This window comes from Planctomycetota bacterium, from assembly GCA_039819165.1.
In the GTDB taxonomy this organism is placed as follows: domain Bacteria; phylum Planctomycetota; class Phycisphaerae; order Phycisphaerales; family UBA1924; genus JAHCJI01.
The window spans coordinates 246,335-262,149 of record JBCBSM010000001.1 but is presented as its reverse complement, the minus strand read 5'-3'; the positions used below and the strand labels follow the sequence as shown (position 1 = coordinate 262,149).

The window sequence follows — 15,815 nt, the reverse complement described above, 5'->3', positions numbered from 1 at the left end:
GGCAGGTCCGGGGGGGCCCTCCGCCCCGCGGCTTGCTATACGCTGCATCCATGCCGCGGTTTGCACCAGATGCCGAGGGTTCCTCCCATGCCAGCGAACCGGCGTCGGGGCTCCCGGGTGCGCCGCCGCGGCGGCTCTGGGTCGTTAGCCCCTGCTTCAACCGGCCGGCCGACGTGCAAGGCCTCGCGTCCTGCTTGCGCGCCATCCGACTTCTTAGGGCCGCCACCCCGACGCTGCTGCTCGTCGACAACGCTTCGGATCCACCGCTTGGTGCCCCGGAACTGCCGCCGCCCTGGACCGTGCGGCTGCTCCGCCAGGCTCGCAACACGGGCGGCAGCGGCGGCTTCAACGCCGGGCTGCGGCACGCGTTATCGGAATCGGGCGCAGGCGACGACGACCTGGTGTGGCTGCTCGATTCCGACGCCCGCCCGCACCCCGATGCGCTCGTACACCTCGCCGACGCGCTCGCGCTGCCCGACGTCGCCGCCGCCGGCTCCACCCTCGTCGACCCGGCAACGGGCCGGCCCTTCGAGTGCGGCGGGCGGATCCAGGCCGCGTCGGGCGAGTACGTCCAGCGACCGCCCGCGGGAGAGGCGCCCGAGGCGTGCGACTACCTCGCGGCGTGCAGCATCCTGGTCGCCGCCGGCACCGTCCGCGACGCCGGGCTGCTGCCCGACCTGTTCCTCAACGGCGACGACGTCGCCTGGGGCGTCCGCCTCCGCCGGGCGTCGCGGCGCCGGCTGCTGGCGATCCCCGCATCGATCGTCGAGCACCCGAGCCCGGATCGCATGCGGACGGCCGCCCGCTACTTCGCCGTTCGCAGCGCGATGGCGGCCCTGCCCGAAGCGGGCGTCCATCCCGCGCCGCGGGCCCTGCGGGAAACCCTGCGGGCCTGCACGATGGCGCTGACCGGGCTGCCCGTGCTCGCCGAGATGCACCTCCGCGGCCTCGCCGACGCCGACGCCGGCCGCACGATGGGTCCGCTGCCTGTGGACCTCCCATCCGGCCGCCCCGACGCGCCGAGCATCGACATGCTCGATCTGCCCGAGCCGCCCCCGCGCGTCGTGTCGCCCCGGGGTCGCCCAGCCGATTGGCTCGCCCCCATCGGCTCCGTCGCGGCCGACGAGCATGGCGCGTGGCGGCTCGCGGGCAGCCGATCCTCGAAGATCGTCGGTGGCCTTCGGATGCTGGCCCGCGGCCTCGGGTCGACGGCCGCCCTCGCGCGCACGAGCGGCGCCTTCGCGCACGCGCCGCCCGCGCCACTGCGACATCCGTCCGATGGCTCCGATCTGAGCATCGTCGTCGTCGCGTTCAACCGCCGCGACGCCCTACAGCACACGCTCGCCCGGCTGCTTGCCGCGGAGCCCGCCGCGTCCGCCGAGATCATCGTCGTGGACAACGCTTCCGTGGACGGCACGCCGGACATGGTCGCCGACCGCTTCCCGTCGGTGCGGTGCATCCGGTGCGAGGAGAACACCGGCGTCGCCGCGTTCAACCGCGGGGCCGAGGCCGCGACGCGCCCGCTGCTGCTGATCCTCGATGACGACTCGTGGCCCGATCCCGATGGCCTCGCGCTGGCGAGCGGCCTGCTCGAGCAACGCCCCGACATCGCGGCCGTCGCGCTGCATCCACGGCATCCCGATGGTGGCGCCAGCGAATGGCCCTTTGCCCGCCACGTCGCGTTCGCCAGCGAGCGTTGGCCCGTCATGGGCTGCGGCAACCTCGTGCGGGCGACCGACTGGCGCAACGCCGGCGGCTATTGCGAGGAGTTCTTCCTCTACCGCAACGACGCCGACGTCGCGCTGACCCTCTCGGGCCTGGGCCGCGGCGTCTGGTTCGATCCGAGCTGGGTGGTCTGGCACGACAGCCCGGCCGCCTCCCGGAAGAGCGAACGCTGGTGCCGCCTGGCCACCCGCAACTGGATCTGGATGGCCCGCCGGCACGGCCGAGGCTGGACGCGATGGGCCGGCATCGCCTTGGGCGTGCTCGCCGCGTTCCGCCATGCGGGCGGGCGGCCCGGTGCGCTGCGGGCGGTCGCCTCGGGCGTGCGTTCGGGACTCGCGGGCTCGCCGCCGCCGCCCGAGGCACCGGGGCGCGACGGCTGGAGGGCCATGCTGGCACTCCGCAGGGGCCGCGTGGCGGGCCCCACCGCCCGCTACGTTGGTCCATGCCGGACACCGCCGCCGACAAGCACGATCGAACCGATCCCGGCCACGTCGACCTGCACGAGTTCCGAGCCCTCGCCCACCGCGTTGTCGACCTGATCTGCGACTACCACGCGGGCGTTGGCGAGCGGCCCGTAGCCGCGATCGTCGAACCGGGCGAGTTCGCCGCCGCCCTGCCCGAAGCGCCGCCCGAGGCCGGCTTCGCGATGGGCGAGGGCGAATGGGACGATGCCCTCGCCGACGTCGAGAACCTCGTGCTGCCCGCGCTCATGCACTGGCAGTCGCCGCGGTTCTTCGGCTACTTCCCGTGCAACTCGTCGTGGCCGGCCGTGCTGGGCGACCTGCTGAGCACCGGGCTGGGCGTGCAGGGCATGCTCTGGCAGACCGGCCCGGCCTGCACCGAGCTCGAGACCCGCGTGCTCGACTGGATGGCCGACGCCTGCGGGCTGCCCGCGGCCTTCCGCTCGACGGCGACCTACGCAGACGGCCCGCACGCGGGTGAGCCCCGCGGCGGCGGCGTGATCCAGGGCACCGCCAGCGAGGCCACGCTCGTCGCCCTCGTCGCCGCCCGCGACCGGCTCCGCCTTCTCGATCCGGCCCTCGACCCACGCACGCTGGTCGCATATTGCTCGAACCAGGCCCACTCGTCGGTGCTCAAGGCCGCCCGCATCGCGGGCATCGAGCACCTGCGGAGCATGGACGTCGATGAGGCGTTCGCCCTCGATGCGGACGCCCTCGAGGCCCAGCTCCGGAGCGACGTCGACGCCGGGCTGCGGCCGTTCTACCTGTGCGCCACCTCGGGCACGACCAGCAGCGGCGCCTTCGACCCCATCGCGGCCATGGCCCGCCTCCGCAACGATCATGCGCCCCACGCCTGGCTGCACGTCGACGCCGCCTGGGCCGGCGCCGCCACCGTCTGCCCCGAGCACCGCGGCTTCCTCGGCGGCCTCGAGCACGCCGATTCGTACTGCTTCAACCCCCACAAGTGGTTGCTGACCAGCTTCGACTGCGACCTGTTCTGGACACGCGATCGACGCGCTCTCACCGATGCGCTCAGCGTCACGCCGGAGTATCTGCGCAACAGCGCGACCGAGGCCGGCGGCGTCATCGATTACCGCGACTGGCAGATCCCCCTCGGCCGCCGATTTCGAGCGCTCAAGCTGTGGTTCGTGCTCCGCCACTACGGGCTGGCCGGCCTCAGGGCCCACATCCGCCAGCACGTCGAGTGGGCGGCCTGGCTTGAGGATCAGATCGAGGCGAGCGCCGATCTCGAGCTCGCCGCGCCACGCTCGCTCTCACTCGTGTGCATCCGGCTCATCACCCGCGATGGCGAGTCTCCCGCCGACGCCGATGCCCGGACGCGGTCGCTGCTCGAGCGGTGCAACGCCACGGGCCGGCTGCTGCTGACCCACACGACGCTGCCGACGGACGGCGGCGAGCGCTACGCCATCCGCGTGTCCATCGGCTCGACGCACACCCGCCGCACGCACGTCGAGGAGGCCTGGGACGCCATCTGCACGCTCGCGGCGGACTGCTAGCCGGCCCGGCTACGCTGCCGCGATGGACTCTCGCCCCATACGCCGCCGGTCGATGCCGGGGCTGCTCGCCGCCGTGCTTGCGGGCGTGTGCCTCGCCGGCGGCTGCGCCAGCCGGACCGATCGCGGCGACGCCAGCTTCGTCATCGACGCAGCCGAGTACCGCCAGGCGTTCACCATCGCCCGCGACGTGCTCCGCGACCATCGCTACGAGCCCGACCGCGTCGACGCCCAGGCGGGCGTCATCACCACGGCCCCCAGGGAGGGCGCGGGCTTGCTCGCCGCGTGGACGATCGCGTCGGCCAGCACCGCCGCCGAGGACACCATCAACCCCCATCGGCGGACCGCCGAGATCCGCTTCGAGCCCGCCGAGGACCGCTCGGCTCCGCCCGAGGGCGCGGCCGACGCCCTGGCCCGGCCCGGGCTGCGGCGTTCACCATCCGAGGCCGAGGGGCCCGTGGTCGTCAGCGTGCGGGTGCTCGTCTCGAGGCGTGTGCGGCCGACGCGGCGCCTGGAGACCAGCGCAATCGGCTACAGCTCGACGTCCACCAATTCAGAGCTCTTCCGGCGGGGCCTGGGCACCTCCTACGACGCGCCGCGGAGCCTCGATGGCCGCGCGGCCCGTGTGCTGGCCCGAGCGATCCGCGATCGCCTCGTCGACAGCCAGACCGAATTCGCCCCGCCGCCGTAGCGCCACGGCGGTGCTGGCACCTCGTCGGCCTAAAGGCCCGGCGGCGGCACGCTGCGGATCGCCCGGGCCACCAGCGCACCGCGGCAGTGCACGCCCAGCTTGCGGTGCAGCGCCTTGACGTGGTCGTGTACGGTGTACGGGCTCCGCTCGATGCGGTCGGCGATGTCATTGACGCTGCGGCCCAGCACGAGTTGGTCGAGCACCTCGGCCTCCCGGGCGCTCAGCCAGCAGGGGTCGCGTGGCCAATCCAGGGCTTCGGCCGCGATCCGCGCCGCCCACGGCAACGCCTGGCGGAGCAGCGGCACGTGGCTCGACGCCGCCACCACCCGTGCGCCCAAGGCGAACTGCGCGGTCAGCACCAGGGCCGGGGCGTCCGCGTAGGCGACCACGGCGGCCAGATCGATCTCCCGCTCCTCGCCGCGCATGGCCGCCGCGACGGGCCACAGCGCGGGCTCGCCGGCGTCGGGTTCGGCGAAGCAGGGCTCGCCGGCGTTGACCGCCTCGAAGCCGCGGAGCCAGGGCAGCTGCGTGAGCCGGCCGGGACCACCACCCTGTAGCGAGCCGCCCGATCGCGCCCAGCCGCTGCTCAGGCACGACCACTCCCCGTCCCGCCGCGTGCCGATCTGCACCGCCGCGACCGATCCGCTCGCCGCCGATGCCAGGGCGTGCGCGATCCGGTCTCCGATCGCGGCGATGGGCACCGGCGGGATGGACGCCAGCTCCCATGCCACGCGAAATGCGCCGCCTAGCCCCAGGGGCCGAGCCTCGATCGTCGCCGCCGGTGTACCCTCATGCATCGCCTTCATGCCCCAAGTTTCGGGCCTGCTGCGCGCGGATGTTCGGCCTTGATTCGCCCCCGCCGGACCCCCAACCACGGACCTGAGCCGCTCGGAGCGGCGCGTCCGCCCCGAACGCACGGATCCGTGTGCCGCAGCGCCATCCGGACCGGCATCGCGGGTAAGAAAGAAGGCAGGTTTCGTGCCGCAATCCACCGCCAACCGCGCTCCATCGCCCGCCGACCCGCTCGGACCGCGCGCCGACGCTCCGCGGGTGCTGATCATCGGGGCGGGGCCCACGGGCCTGGGAGCGGCGTGGCGGCTCCGCGAGCTGGGCCACGCGAACTTCGCGGTGCTCGAGGCCAAGCCCTACGCCGGCGGACTGGCGCACTCCTTCGTCGACGACGCCGGGTTCACCTGGGACATCGGCGGCCACGTCATGTTCAGCCACTACGACTACTACGACCGCGTCTTCGACGAGGTCATGGGCGACGACTTCGCGCTCAACGATCGCGAGAGCTGGGTCCGCCTCCGCGACACCTGGGTGCCGTACCCCTTCCAGAACAACATCCGCTACCTGCCGCCCCAGGATGCCGCCGACTGCCTCGTCGGACTCATCAAGGCCCAGGGCGCCGAGGGCCCGAGCCACGCCGATGCGCGCAACTTTGGCGAGTTCATCGACGCCGTGTTCGGCGAGGGCATCGCCCGCCTATTCATGCGGCCGTACAACTTCAAGGTCTGGGCCTACCCGCCCGAGCGGATGAACAAGACCTGGATCGGCGAGCGGGTCGCGGTGCTCGACGTCGAGCGCGCCGTCCGCAACGTCGTCGAGCAGCGCGACGACTTCGGCTGGGGCCCCAACAACCGCTTCAAGTTTCCGCTCCGTGGCGGCACGGGCGAGTTCTACAAGCGGATGGCCGACGCGCTGTCGGACCACATCCGGCTGTCGACCGAGGTCGTGTCCATCGACCCGGCCGAGAAGATCGCCCGTGTGCGCCGCCCCGACGGCACAACCGAGGAGCTGCGATACGACATGCTCATCTCGGCCATGCCGCTGGACGTGCTGTGCGCCCGGATCGTGCAGGACGTGCCGGACGACGTTGCGAGCGCCGCGGGGGGCCTGCTGCATTCGGCGGGCCACATGGTGGGCATCGGGCTGCGGCGGCCCTGCCCCAGCACCAAGAGCTGGATGTACTTCCCCGAGGGCAACTGCCCCTTCTACCGCGTCACCTACCTGAGCAACTACTCGCCGTACATGACGCCCGACCAAACCGGCGAGAATGCAACGCATTACTCGCTGCTGTGCGAGACCAGCGCAAGCCCGGAGAAGCCCGTCGACCCGGCGACCATCGTCGAGCAGACCATCGCGGGCCTCGAGAACGCCGGCCTGCTCGAGCCCGGGGAGAGGGCCGACATCGAATCGACCTGGCACCACGCCGTCGAGTACAGCTACCCGACGCCGTCGGTCGACCGCGACGAGCGGCTCTCGGTCGCCATCCCCTGGCTGGAGCGGCACGGCATCTACAGCCGCGGCCGCTTCGGCATGTGGAAGTACGAGGTCGCCAACACCGACCACACGCTGATGCAGGGCGTCGAGGTAGTCGATCGCCTGCTGCTGGGCAAGCCCGAGAAGACCATCGGCCTGGTCTACCGCGTCACCGACGACGGCCGGCAGGCGGCCGACCACGCGCGGCCAGAGGTGGCCGGCTCCGGCGAGAAGAGGCTCTCGGCAAGAACGACCCAGAATTCCCCGGCAGATGTCGAGATCGAGATCTCATCAGAAGCCTCGCGGAAGCCGCCGGACCCGCGGGTCATCCCTGGCACATCGGACCATATGGCCCCCGAAGCCCGGTAATCGGGGCCGCGGGGCCCTCCGGTTATGCGGGTCATGCCGCCTATTCGGGCGATTGCTGGCCCGCCCGGGAATGTGGCGCACACTACTGCCATCGGTGGCCATCCCCTGGCCACCCCGTGGGCGGTTCGACCGTTAGGTGCTGCATGGGCGTGCTGACCAGCCAGTCCAATAACCCGCTGCTGAGCGGGCAGTGGCAGGCCGACGTTGCCGCGCTCACCGACGAGTCTCACCTCGTGGCCTGGTCGGCCCACCCCCGCTACCAGATCGACTTCGCGACCTCGCTCGGCCAGTACCTGCAGGCCCAGCGGCACACCGAGGTATTCTGCTTCCGGGGCCGCCACATTACCAACCTCGAGAGCTTCTGCGAGCAGCTCGAGCGGGGGGTGCCAGGCCCCACCCTGGCCCGACGCGTCAACGGCCCGCGCGGGGTCGTTTCGCTGCTCCGCGGCCGGGACCCCGCGCACTGCGGCCCGGCGAGCCGGTATCGCTATCTGCTCTGGGACGACGCCGACGTGCTGCTCAGGCAGGACCGCACCCTGTTCAGCGAGCTCGTGGACGCGATCATCGGCGTCGCCGCCGAATCCGAGTATGTCAGCGACGATCTGTTGCTGCTGCAGCGGGCGGTGTTCGTGGGCGGGCTGCCCCTCAAGCAGTACGCCGACGACGAGGACGGCCAGTTCCGCATCTGGCTGCCCGACGCATTCGACGAGCCCTTCTGGCAGGTCGTCACGGGAATCGATGGGCCATCGGCGACGGCGTTCAACATCGACCGCCTGATTGCGCCGGGCGGCGGGTCCTAGGCCACCGCATCTACGGGCAGCCCGCGGCGAACGCGTCACCGAAGCAGACGAAATCCTCGACCGTCAGCGAGCCGTCGCCGGTGCAATCCGCCGACGCGTCGCCGGCCTCGTAGGCGTTCAGGAAGCACAGGAAGTCGAAGATCGCGAGCGACCCATCGCCGTCGCAGTCGCCCGTGCAGGCCGAATCGCCCGAGACCACGATCGGCAGCGAGACCTGCACGCCGTCGGAGCTCGCATTGCGGGCCGGCACCCACACGCCCAGCACCCGCTGGAGCGCCCCGCCGGGCACGGGCTCGCTAGCCGATCCGAGGTAGGGCGAGTACGGCCCGCCGTCGAGCGTGCCGTCGAGTTCCCACGCGACCCAGTAGGTGCCAGCGTCGATGTCCCAGTCCAGATCGCTCGCGGTGAGCGCGAACACCGGGCGATCGGTCGTGTGCGTCACGCCGAAGACCGCCGCGTAGGCGCCCGCGAACTCGGCGTCGGCGAGCGCGTTGGACTCGGCGTCGCCGGCGATGCGCACGCTGCCGGGAGCACCGGGGGGGCCATCCCACAACTCGACGCCCAGGAAGTCGATGGTCGGGCCGGCGATGGCGCCCTGCTGGTAGGCGAACACCGTGACGCCGCGGATGGAGCCGGCGGCGTCGATCTCGATCCGCTCGGCCAGGCTATAGCCCACCTCCCGCCGGCCGCTGACGCCCACGGAGGCCCCCTCGGGCACCGACCAGACCAGGTCGGCCCCGGTCTCGTGGCCGCCGGGCATGCCCGACAACGGGCCGTTCTCGAAGAGGACGGCCTGGGCCACCGCAACCGGGGCGATCCCCAGCACGGCGGCGATGGTGGCGATAACGGCTCTCTCTCTCGGCATGGTCTTCGCTCCCGCTCGGCCTACGGCACGACCTGCGCAATCGCTACACCATACCGGGGAGCGACGCCAGCGGGTCGGCCGGTTTGGCCCCCTCCCTGCGGCAAACCCGAGCGCACGAACCGCAGGATCCACCGTTCTACCCCATTTCGCCCAGATTGGGATGGAGCGGTCCGCGAGACGGGCCGATCCGTTGCGCGTTGGGGAGGAGTTCAGGGGAGCCGGCCGCGGGCCATGGGTGGATGGCCCGCCGCCTCTCTTGCCGAGCCACCACGTGGGGCCAGGAGATGGGTGCAGTCCGACGCATGCCCGCGCGGCCGGTGGGCCGCAATCCCGCACCGGGACCGTTCAAGTTCGATCGCCGCCGCTGCCAACGCCTCGAGTGCAGCGGCCGCAGACTGGCGGTGGTGTTCGCGGTCGAGGGCGGCCGCAACCTGCTGCCCGTCGAGCTGCTCGACGCCAGCACCGAGGGCCTGGGTCTGCGCTCGGCCCGGCCGCTGGAGGCGGACGATCGCGTCACGCTCTACGACGAGGGCCGGCAGACCGGCTTCGTCCGAGGCCGCGTCGTGCGGTGCGCCGAGATGGACGGCGGTTGGCGCATCGGCGTCGCGCTCGACCGCATGACGATCGCAGCCTGAGCGCGCCCTAGGCGTCAAGCCCGGCGGCATCGGCCTCGCGCAGGCGGGCCCAGCAGTCGCGGTAGCGGCGGGCCATGTCGTCCAGGGCCTGCGGCACGACGCGGATCTGGCCCACCACGGTCATGAAGTTGGTGTCTCCCCCCCAGCGTGGCACGACGTGCGCGTGCAGGTGGCTCGGCACGCCGGCACCCGCGGCGCGGCCCTGGTTGATGCCCACGTTCAGCCCCTGGCACTGCAGCGTGCGCTCGACGAGATCGCACGCAAGCTCCACGAGCATCCACAGGTGGCCGCGATCCTCGGGGGCGTACTCGACCAGCCGGGGCCGCGGCTCGCCCAGCGCTACCAGCAGGTGGCCGTTGGCGTAGGGAAAGGCGTTGAGGAGGATCATGCCGCGGGCCGTGCGGGCGACCACGTGGTTGCGCTCGTCGGCGTCGGGATCCCGCCAGTACGCGGACAGGAAGGTGGCGCCATCGTTGGTAGCCGATGGCGGCTCGTCGGCGAGCGACTCGAGGTACCGCATCCGCCACGGCGCGTGGATGCCCTCGGGACCCGCGGGGCGGTTATCGGGGCCCCGGCCCGGCGTTGCGTCCATCGCCGACTCTAGCGGCGGCTGGGACGACACCCGAGAAATGTCGATAGGCACAGCGGCGAGACGCGCCGCCAGGAGGTGCCGGCATGCTGGTGCAGGACATCATGACCCGCGACGTCGTCACGCTGACGATGGACGACGATCTCTCCGTCGCCCGCGACCTGTTCGACCGCTATCGCTTCCGCCACCTGCCGGTCATCGACGACGACGGCACGCTGGCGGGGATCGTCTCCGACCGCGACATGCTCGCGCACCTCAGCCCGTTCGTGGGCACCATCAACGAGCGGACGGCCGACGCCAACAGCCTCCGCAAGAAGGCCCACCAGATCATGACGCGGCTGCCCAGGATCGCCCGACGGGACGAACGGGTCGAGCAGTGCGCCCTGATCATGCTGCACCACAAGGTCTCGTGCCTGCCGGTGGTCAATGCCCGGGACGAGCTCATCGGCATGGTGACCACGCGGGACGTGCTGTGGGCCTGCCTGCGGGACATGGGCGTGGAGCAGGAGCCCCAGCCCGACGCACCGGCCGCCTAGGCCCAGCCAGCTCCGCCTCGTGGCCGCCCTACGCGCGATTCGGACTCCGTCGATCCCTCGCCGGCGGCGTGGCGCCGTGGTATCATCGTGGTCCCCGAGAGCGGAGCCCCAGCCGGAGCGTGCCATGAAGCAGGACACCCACCCGACTTACTACCCCAACTGCAAGGTCTACCACAACGGCGAGGTCGTGATGACCGTGGGTGCCACGGTGCCCGAGATGCACGTCGAGGTGTGGTCCGGCTCGCACCCCTTCTTCACGGGCAAGCAGGCGTTCGTGGACGCCGCCGGCCGCGTGGAGAAATTCCAGAAGAAGTTCGGCGGCAACTACTTCGAGAAGGGCAAGGACAAGAAGAAGTCCAAGAAGGCCTAGCCGCCCCCACTTCTCGGACCACCCGGGTCCATCCAGACCGGCCCGGCCCTGCATTTCTTGGTCCGTATCGAGGCCCTGCGCTCAAGTGCTGGAGTGCGGGGCTGTTTCTTTCGACGATGGATGCGGTGGAGCCATGCGTGTCGATTCCACGGCCAACCCGATCGCAGCCGCACCCGCGCCGGGGGTGGGCCGGCCCGCAGCCACGAGGCGGGCCGAGGAGGCCGCACCGATCGAGCGTGGGTCCGAAGCCCGCTCGCCCGGCGGCCAGCGGCTAGACGACTCCCAGCAGCGCGAGGTCCGCGAGCTCGAGAGCACCGACCAGCGGGTCCGGCGGCACGAGGAGGCGCACCGAGCGGCGGCGGGTCCGTTGTTCCGGGGCGGGCCCTTCTACAAGTTCCGCACGGGGCCGGATGGCAAGAAGTATGCCGTTGCGGGCTCGGTGAAGATCGACACCTCGCCCGCGCGGACGCCCGAGGAGACGGTGCAGAAGGCCGCCCAGATCCGCCGCGCCGCGCTCGCACCGGCCGATCCCTCGAGCACCGATCGTGCCATCGCGGCCAAGGCGGCGCGGATGGAGTCCGCCGCACGCCAGGCCATGGTGCAGGAGCAGCTCGAGCAGGCTACCGAGGGCCGCCGGGCGCAGGCCGATCGGGACGTGCCCGATTCGATTCGGGCCGCGGACGACGACGGCACCGAGGCGACGCTCACCGCCCCGGACGCCGGCGACGGGGGCCTGGCGATCGTGGAGCGCGGGCTCACGCCGGGCGACCTGGGCGCCGAAGTCTGGGCCTCGCAGTCCGACCTGCGGAGCCCGGCCGAGCGCCTCGACGAGCTGCGCCGCAGCGGCGGCGTCGACGTGCTGGCCTAGCGACGCCTCAGCCGGGCCGCGTCGCCTCGGCCCTCAGGATGAGCACTAAGGCGGGCGCCGCCAGCACGGCGACGACCACGCCCGTCGGCAGGCGACCGGCCTGCAGCGGCAGCGCCCGCGAGCCCGCATCGGCCAGCAGCATGAGCGTGGCCCCCGCGGCCGCGGCGCCGATCACCAGGGGCAGGTGCCTCGGGCCCAGCGTGAGGCGGGCCAGATGCGGGCAAACCAGGCCCAGGAAGGCGATCGGGCCCGCGAGCAGCACCGCGACGGCCGTCAGCACCCCCGCCACCAGCACCATCTCGAGGCGGAGCCGCTCGAGCGGCACGCCCGCCGACCGGGACTCATCCTCGCCCATCGAGGCGGCATCGAGGGCGCGGGCGCGGGCGGCGATCCACGCGACACCGGCAATCGCGATGGCCAGCCCGCCCCACCGCTGCCAGGGTGCAAGATCGTCGATGATCGATCCGAACAGCCACGCGCCCTCGGGCCGGGCGTCGGGTGGCAGCATGGCCTGGACGGCAGCGGCCAGCGACGCCAGCCCGATGGCCAGCGCCACGCCGACCAGGATCAGCGTGATGGGCTCGATGGCCCCGCGGCGGCGGCCGAGCAGCAGCACGAGGCCGAGCGCCCCCACCGCACCGGCGAGAGCCGCGGGAGCCTCCCGGCCCTGGCCCGGCGCGACGGCCTGCACGACCGTGACCGCCAGGACCGCACCGGCGGACATGCCCAGCAGGTCGGGCGAAGCCAGCGGGTTGCGGAGCATCGCCTGCAGCGCCACGCCCGCGCCCGCCAGCGCCGCGCCGACGACGACCGCCGCCAGGGCGCGATCGACGCGGAGCTGCAGCACGTCGCCCGATGTGGGCAGCCCCAGCCCCCCCGGCGCAACCACCAGCCGCAGGCCGAGGGCCGCGACCAGCACCGCCAGCAGCATGGGCAAGGCCACGCGAACCCGCATCGGGCAGCGTATGACCGGCCGCCGCCAGCCAGGGCCCCTACCATCGCTCCCCCTCGATGATGCGTCCCCCACCGGAGGCCCCATGACCCTGACCTGCAAGCTGATCACCCCCGATGGCGTGCTGTCCGACGGCGAGGTGAGCTACGCGTCGATCCCGGCCTTCGACGGCCAGTTCGGCGTGCTGCCGGGGCGGGCGCCGATCGTCGCCAAGCTGGGGCTCGGGCTGCTGGCGCTGCAGATGCCCAACAAGTCCAGGGCGGTCTACCTGGTGGAGGACGGCTTCGTGCAGGTCTCGGGCGGCACCATCCGCGTGCTGGCCAGCAGCGCCAAGACGCCGGCCGAGCTGAGCGAGCAGGACGCCAAGGCCGAGCTGGCCGAGGCCGAGGCCCGCCGCGTGCCCGCCGACCATCCCGATCCGGTCGCCGAGCAGGAGCGGATCACGCGGCAGATGGAGCGGGCAAAGCTGCAGCTGAAGCTGATTCGCGAGCGGGAGAAGTAGCCGCCCGCAGCTTGGTCACACGGCACCCTTGCCGCCCTTCAGACGGCTCTTCATCGCGCGGTCCATGTCCCGCTTCATCTCGCGTTCGGCGATGGCGTGCCGCTTGTCGACGCGGCCGCGGCCCTTGGCGAGCCCGATCTCCAGCTTGGCCCAAGGCCCCGCGAAGTACATCTTGAGCGGCACTAGGGTCACGCCCTTCTCCTGGGTTGCGCGGAGCAGCCGGCGGATCTCCCGCTTGTGCGCCAGAAGCGGGCGGATGCGGGTGGGGATGTGCTGGCGGCCCGCGGCGGGCGGGTACTCGGCGATGTTGACCTGCCAGAGTTCGAGCCGCAGCGGGTACTCCTCGGCCCGCACGAAGCCCTCGCCCAGGCTGACCCGGCCGTCGCGGACGCTCTTGACCTCGCTGCCGTGCAGCGCGATGCCGACCTCGAGCGTCTCGAGGATCTCGTACTCGTGGCGGGCGCGGCGGTTCTCGATGGTGACCGGCCGGCTGCCCTTCTTGCGGGCCATAGCGGGGATTCTAGAGGGTCACGATTCGACGCGCACGCCGTTTCGCAGCGTGCCCAGCCCCTCGATCTCGACTTCGACCACGTCGCCGTCCCGCAGGAAGCGCGGCGGCGTGCGGGCGGCGCCGACACCCGAGGGCGTGCCGGTCAGGATCACGGTGCCCGCTGGCAGCGTGGCGCCCTGGCTGAGCCGCGCGATCACCTCGGCGACCGGGAAGATCATGTCCGAGGTGTGCGCGTGCTGCATGACCTCGCCGTTGAGGCGGCAGGTAATCGCAAGCGACTGCGGATCGGGCGCGTCGCCCGTGGGCGTAAGCCGCGGGCCGAGCGGGCAGAACGTGTCGAAGCTCTTGCCGCGGACGAACTGGCCGCCCGCGCCGTGCTTCTGCCACCAGCGGGCGGAGACGTCGTTGGCGCAGCAGTAGCCCAGGACGTGGTCGAGCGCGTCGCCGGCGGCCACGTCCTTCGCGTCGCGGCCGACCACCACGGCAAGTTCGGCCTCGTAGTCGACCTGCTCGCCGCCCGTGGCCTCATCGAGGCAGGCGTAGGGGATGACGATGTCCTCGCCGTGGAGGATGGCCGACGCCGGGCTCTTGGCGAACACCGTCGGGTGCGCGGGCGGTTCGACCGGTGCACCGCTCGACATCTCCTTCGCGTGGTCCGCGTAGTTGCGGCCAACGGCGACGATCCAGCGGATGGGCAGCGGGCCGGCCGCCGCCTCGACCGCGACCATGCCGCGATGTCGAATGAACTGCATGGGCCAACGTAGGCCGCGTTATGGATCGACGGACTGCGCGACGACGTCCGCCTCGCGGAATGGCGAGAACTGTGGCGCCAGGGTCACGAAGAACGCGTCGACGCCATCGAGCGCAGCCGGATCGTCCGGGCGCGGCGGGACGGCGATCATCTCGGTCTCGGGCTCGCGCAGATCGAAGGTGTGCAGGCGGTGCACGCCATCGGGGGCACGGGCCCACAGCGTGTAGCGGCCCGACTTGCGGGCGTTGACGGGCAGCGTGGGCAAGAACACCACGCCCTGGCCGGCCTCTGTCGACCAGATGACCGAGCCGCACGTAAAGCCGCCATTGGGCCCGCCGGGCTGCCGGAGCGTGAACTCGGTGGCGTCGGCGTGCCGCCGCACGAACCGGTCCTGGTCGGTCGTGTTGTCGAGCGCGGCCGAGATCGCGAAGAAGGCCGCGGCGGCCGCTGCCAGGAGTACGCCGCCGGCGATGAACGCGACGACGGCCTTGCGGCCGGGCCAGCCACCGCTGTTGCCGCGGGGCGCAGCGCCGGCGAGTTCGAGCTGCATCGCGCGACCGACGCGATCGGCGACCTCGGCGGGCATCCGCGCGCCCTCCACCTCGGCGAAGAGTGCGTCGAGGGCGGCGGTAGTCTCCGCGGTGGGGCTGGCGTCATGGGGCAGCGCGTCGTCGCGCGCCGGGTCGGGCTCGCGGCCGGACGCGGTCATGGTGCCGACCTCCCGGCCGATTCGGCCCCGAGCAGCTCTCGGAGGCGGAGCATGCCGCGGCGGATGTGGGCCTTGACGGTGCCCAGCGGCATTCCGGTGGCCGCCGCAATCCGCTCGTGGCTCAGGCCGCGGTAGGCCGACAGCAGGATCACGTGCCGCTGCGCATCCGAGAGCCGATCCATCGCGGCCAGCGCTCGGCGGGCCTCTTCCGAGAGGTGCTGCCGGTGATCCTCGTCCGGCAGCGCGACGCCGCCGGCGATCGAACCGTCGGATTCGTGGAGCTCGGCCAGGGGTTCGGCGTCGATGCGCCGCGAGCGGCGACGCAGGTGATCGACCAGCCGGCGGCGGGCGATCATCGCGACGAAGGTCGCCTCGCCGGCGACCGCCGGATCGAACCGGCGGCTGCTGCGAACGACCTCGACGAAGATCTCCTGCACGGCGTCCTCGGCCTCTTCTCGGGTGGCGGTCATCCTGCACGCCAGCGACCAGACCAGCCCCCCGTACCGTTCCAGCAACGCATCGGCCGCCCCGGCTTCGCCTCGTGCGACCAGGGGGAGAACGGGATCCGGCTGGGGGGCTGGAGCGGTCATGCGTGCCCTTGAGCGGTTTCGGCCGGGAGCCTCATCCGGATGCACCCGCCCGCAGGGCGCAACAGAACAAGCCCGCCGACGCCGTTGGACGCCGGCGGGCCGAGATGAACGTGGA

The 15,815-nt window shown here is 72.3% G+C and carries 18 protein-coding genes; 10 read left to right on the top strand and 8 right to left on the bottom strand.

From position 1 onward, the window contains the following. The first annotated feature begins 50 nt into the window (after positions 1-50). Genes AAFX79_01230 through AAFX79_01220 form a run of 3 tightly spaced genes read left to right on the top strand, consistent with a single transcriptional unit; the run spans position 51 to position 4,391 of the window. On the top strand, positions 51-2,264 hold the full coding sequence (locus AAFX79_01230; protein ID MEO1007171.1) for a glycosyltransferase: 2,214 nt from the start codon (positions 51-53) through the stop codon (positions 2,262-2,264). Further along, positions 2,168-3,703: a pyridoxal-dependent decarboxylase gene (locus tag AAFX79_01225; GenBank protein MEO1007170.1), complete on the top strand. Its 1,536-nt coding sequence runs from the start codon at positions 2,168-2,170 to the stop codon at positions 3,701-3,703. The genes AAFX79_01230 and AAFX79_01225 overlap by 97 nt, the downstream gene beginning before the upstream one ends. Positions 3,704-3,725: 22 nt before the next feature. Continuing rightward, complete coding sequence (locus AAFX79_01220) at positions 3,726-4,391, top strand: hypothetical protein (GenBank protein MEO1007169.1); 666 nt, start codon at positions 3,726-3,728, stop codon at positions 4,389-4,391. Between the two features lie 29 nt (positions 4,392-4,420). On the opposite strand, the gene AAFX79_01215 is transcribed toward AAFX79_01220, so the two are convergent. Then, positions 4,421-5,197, bottom strand: a complete 777-nt coding sequence (locus tag AAFX79_01215; GenBank protein ID MEO1007168.1) for a LuxR C-terminal-related transcriptional regulator — start codon at positions 5,195-5,197, stop codon at positions 4,421-4,423. A 172-nt stretch (positions 5,198-5,369) separates the two neighbouring features. Between AAFX79_01215 and AAFX79_01210 the strand changes: the two genes are divergently transcribed. Beyond that, on the top strand, positions 5,370-7,022 hold the full coding sequence (locus tag AAFX79_01210; GenBank protein MEO1007167.1) for an FAD-dependent oxidoreductase: 1,653 nt from the start codon (positions 5,370-5,372) through the stop codon (positions 7,020-7,022). A gap of 143 nt (positions 7,023-7,165) precedes the next feature. Next, positions 7,166-7,822, top strand: coding sequence for a hypothetical protein (locus AAFX79_01205; protein ID MEO1007166.1), 657 nt, complete (start codon positions 7,166-7,168; stop codon positions 7,820-7,822). A 10-nt stretch (positions 7,823-7,832) separates the two neighbouring features. Here the strand turns inward: AAFX79_01205 and AAFX79_01200 are convergent, their stop codons facing one another. Beyond that, positions 7,833-8,687, bottom strand: coding sequence for a GC-type dockerin domain-anchored protein (locus AAFX79_01200; GenBank protein ID MEO1007165.1), 855 nt, complete (start codon positions 8,685-8,687; stop codon positions 7,833-7,835). A gap of 302 nt (positions 8,688-8,989) precedes the next feature. Between AAFX79_01200 and AAFX79_01195 the strand changes: the two genes are divergently transcribed. Beyond that, positions 8,990-9,322 (top strand): PilZ domain-containing protein, encoded by a 333-nt coding sequence (locus AAFX79_01195; protein ID MEO1007164.1) that lies wholly within the window; start codon positions 8,990-8,992, stop codon positions 9,320-9,322. 7 nt (positions 9,323-9,329) lie between these two features. Here AAFX79_01195 and AAFX79_01190 read toward each other — a convergent pair whose 3' ends face one another. Next, positions 9,330-9,914 carry an HIT domain-containing protein gene (locus AAFX79_01190; protein ID MEO1007163.1) on the bottom strand — a complete coding sequence of 195 codons (585 nt, stop codon included), beginning with the start codon at positions 9,912-9,914 and terminating at the stop codon, positions 9,330-9,332. 83 nt (positions 9,915-9,997) lie between these two features. Here AAFX79_01190 and AAFX79_01185 point away from each other — a divergent pair, with 83 nt between their 5' ends. The 3 genes from AAFX79_01185 to AAFX79_01175 all read left to right on the top strand — a co-directional run bounded on the left by AAFX79_01185 (position 9,998) and on the right by AAFX79_01175 (position 11,685). Then, the gene (locus AAFX79_01185; protein MEO1007162.1) at positions 9,998-10,447 is read left to right on the top strand and encodes a CBS domain-containing protein; all 450 of its coding nucleotides are present in this window, start codon (positions 9,998-10,000) and stop codon (positions 10,445-10,447) included. 124 nt (positions 10,448-10,571) lie between these two features. After that, positions 10,572-10,817 (top strand): 50S ribosomal protein L31, encoded by a 246-nt coding sequence (gene rpmE, locus AAFX79_01180; GenBank protein MEO1007161.1) that lies wholly within the window; start codon positions 10,572-10,574, stop codon positions 10,815-10,817. Between the two features lie 133 nt (positions 10,818-10,950). Beyond that, on the top strand, positions 10,951-11,685 hold the full coding sequence (locus AAFX79_01175) for a putative metalloprotease CJM1_0395 family protein (GenBank protein MEO1007160.1): 735 nt from the start codon (positions 10,951-10,953) through the stop codon (positions 11,683-11,685). Positions 11,686-11,692: 7 nt separating this feature from the next. Here AAFX79_01175 and AAFX79_01170 read toward each other — a convergent pair whose 3' ends face one another. Then, complete coding sequence (locus AAFX79_01170) at positions 11,693-12,640, bottom strand: iron chelate uptake ABC transporter family permease subunit (GenBank protein ID MEO1007159.1); 948 nt, start codon at positions 12,638-12,640, stop codon at positions 11,693-11,695. Positions 12,641-12,722: 82 nt separating this feature from the next. Between AAFX79_01170 and atpC the strand changes: the two genes are divergently transcribed. Next, on the top strand, positions 12,723-13,139 hold the full coding sequence (atpC, locus tag AAFX79_01165) for an ATP synthase F1 subunit epsilon (GenBank protein ID MEO1007158.1): 417 nt from the start codon (positions 12,723-12,725) through the stop codon (positions 13,137-13,139). 15 nt (positions 13,140-13,154) lie between these two features. Here atpC and smpB read toward each other — a convergent pair whose 3' ends face one another. Genes smpB through AAFX79_01145 form a run of 4 tightly spaced genes read right to left on the bottom strand, consistent with a single transcriptional unit; the run spans position 13,155 to position 15,700 of the window. Beyond that, entirely contained in the window at positions 13,155-13,649 is a 495-nt protein-coding gene (smpB, locus tag AAFX79_01160) for an SsrA-binding protein SmpB (protein MEO1007157.1), read from the bottom strand. A gap of 18 nt (positions 13,650-13,667) precedes the next feature. After that, positions 13,668-14,402: a fumarylacetoacetate hydrolase family protein gene (locus AAFX79_01155; protein ID MEO1007156.1), complete on the bottom strand. Its 735-nt coding sequence runs from the start codon at positions 14,400-14,402 to the stop codon at positions 13,668-13,670. An 18-nt stretch (positions 14,403-14,420) separates the two neighbouring features. Then, the gene (locus tag AAFX79_01150) at positions 14,421-15,110 is read right to left on the bottom strand and encodes an anti-sigma factor (protein ID MEO1007155.1); all 690 of its coding nucleotides are present in this window, start codon (positions 15,108-15,110) and stop codon (positions 14,421-14,423) included. After that, entirely contained in the window at positions 15,107-15,700 is a 594-nt protein-coding gene (locus AAFX79_01145) for a sigma-70 family RNA polymerase sigma factor (protein ID MEO1007154.1), read from the bottom strand. The genes AAFX79_01150 and AAFX79_01145 overlap by 4 nt, the downstream gene beginning before the upstream one ends. Positions 15,701-15,815 lie beyond the last annotated feature (115 nt).

What these genes read in the sequence shown, in the direction of transcription:
- AAFX79_01215 (MEO1007168.1), bottom strand. Translation starts at nt 5,197, where the DNA reads ATGAAGGCGATGCATGAGGGTACACCGGCGGCGACGATCGAGGCTCGG.
- smpB (MEO1007157.1), bottom strand. Translation starts at nt 13,649, where the DNA reads ATGGCCCGCAAGAAGGGCAGCCGGCCGGTCACCATCGAGAACCGCCGC.
- AAFX79_01200 (MEO1007165.1), bottom strand. Translation starts at nt 8,687, where the DNA reads ATGCCGAGAGAGAGAGCCGTTATCGCCACCATCGCCGCCGTGCTGGGG.
- AAFX79_01190 (MEO1007163.1), bottom strand. Translation starts at nt 9,914, where the DNA reads ATGGACGCAACGCCGGGCCGGGGCCCCGATAACCGCCCCGCGGGTCCC.
- AAFX79_01150 (MEO1007155.1), bottom strand. Translation starts at nt 15,110, where the DNA reads ATGACCGCGTCCGGCCGCGAGCCCGACCCGGCGCGCGACGACGCGCTG.
- AAFX79_01205 (MEO1007166.1), top strand. Translation starts at nt 7,166, where the DNA reads ATGGGCGTGCTGACCAGCCAGTCCAATAACCCGCTGCTGAGCGGGCAG.
- rpmE (MEO1007161.1), top strand. Translation starts at nt 10,572, where the DNA reads ATGAAGCAGGACACCCACCCGACTTACTACCCCAACTGCAAGGTCTAC.
- AAFX79_01195 (MEO1007164.1), top strand. Translation starts at nt 8,990, where the DNA reads ATGCCCGCGCGGCCGGTGGGCCGCAATCCCGCACCGGGACCGTTCAAG.
- AAFX79_01170 (MEO1007159.1), bottom strand. Translation starts at nt 12,640, where the DNA reads ATGCGGGTTCGCGTGGCCTTGCCCATGCTGCTGGCGGTGCTGGTCGCG.
- AAFX79_01185 (MEO1007162.1), top strand. Translation starts at nt 9,998, where the DNA reads ATGCTGGTGCAGGACATCATGACCCGCGACGTCGTCACGCTGACGATG.
- AAFX79_01175 (MEO1007160.1), top strand. Translation starts at nt 10,951, where the DNA reads ATGCGTGTCGATTCCACGGCCAACCCGATCGCAGCCGCACCCGCGCCG.
- AAFX79_01225 (MEO1007170.1), top strand. Translation starts at nt 2,168, where the DNA reads ATGCCGGACACCGCCGCCGACAAGCACGATCGAACCGATCCCGGCCAC.
- AAFX79_01145 (MEO1007154.1), bottom strand. Translation starts at nt 15,700, where the DNA reads ATGACCGCTCCAGCCCCCCAGCCGGATCCCGTTCTCCCCCTGGTCGCA.
- AAFX79_01155 (MEO1007156.1), bottom strand. Translation starts at nt 14,402, where the DNA reads ATGCAGTTCATTCGACATCGCGGCATGGTCGCGGTCGAGGCGGCGGCC.
- atpC (MEO1007158.1), top strand. Translation starts at nt 12,723, where the DNA reads ATGACCCTGACCTGCAAGCTGATCACCCCCGATGGCGTGCTGTCCGAC.
- AAFX79_01230 (MEO1007171.1), top strand. Translation starts at nt 51, where the DNA reads ATGCCGCGGTTTGCACCAGATGCCGAGGGTTCCTCCCATGCCAGCGAA.
- AAFX79_01220 (MEO1007169.1), top strand. Translation starts at nt 3,726, where the DNA reads ATGGACTCTCGCCCCATACGCCGCCGGTCGATGCCGGGGCTGCTCGCC.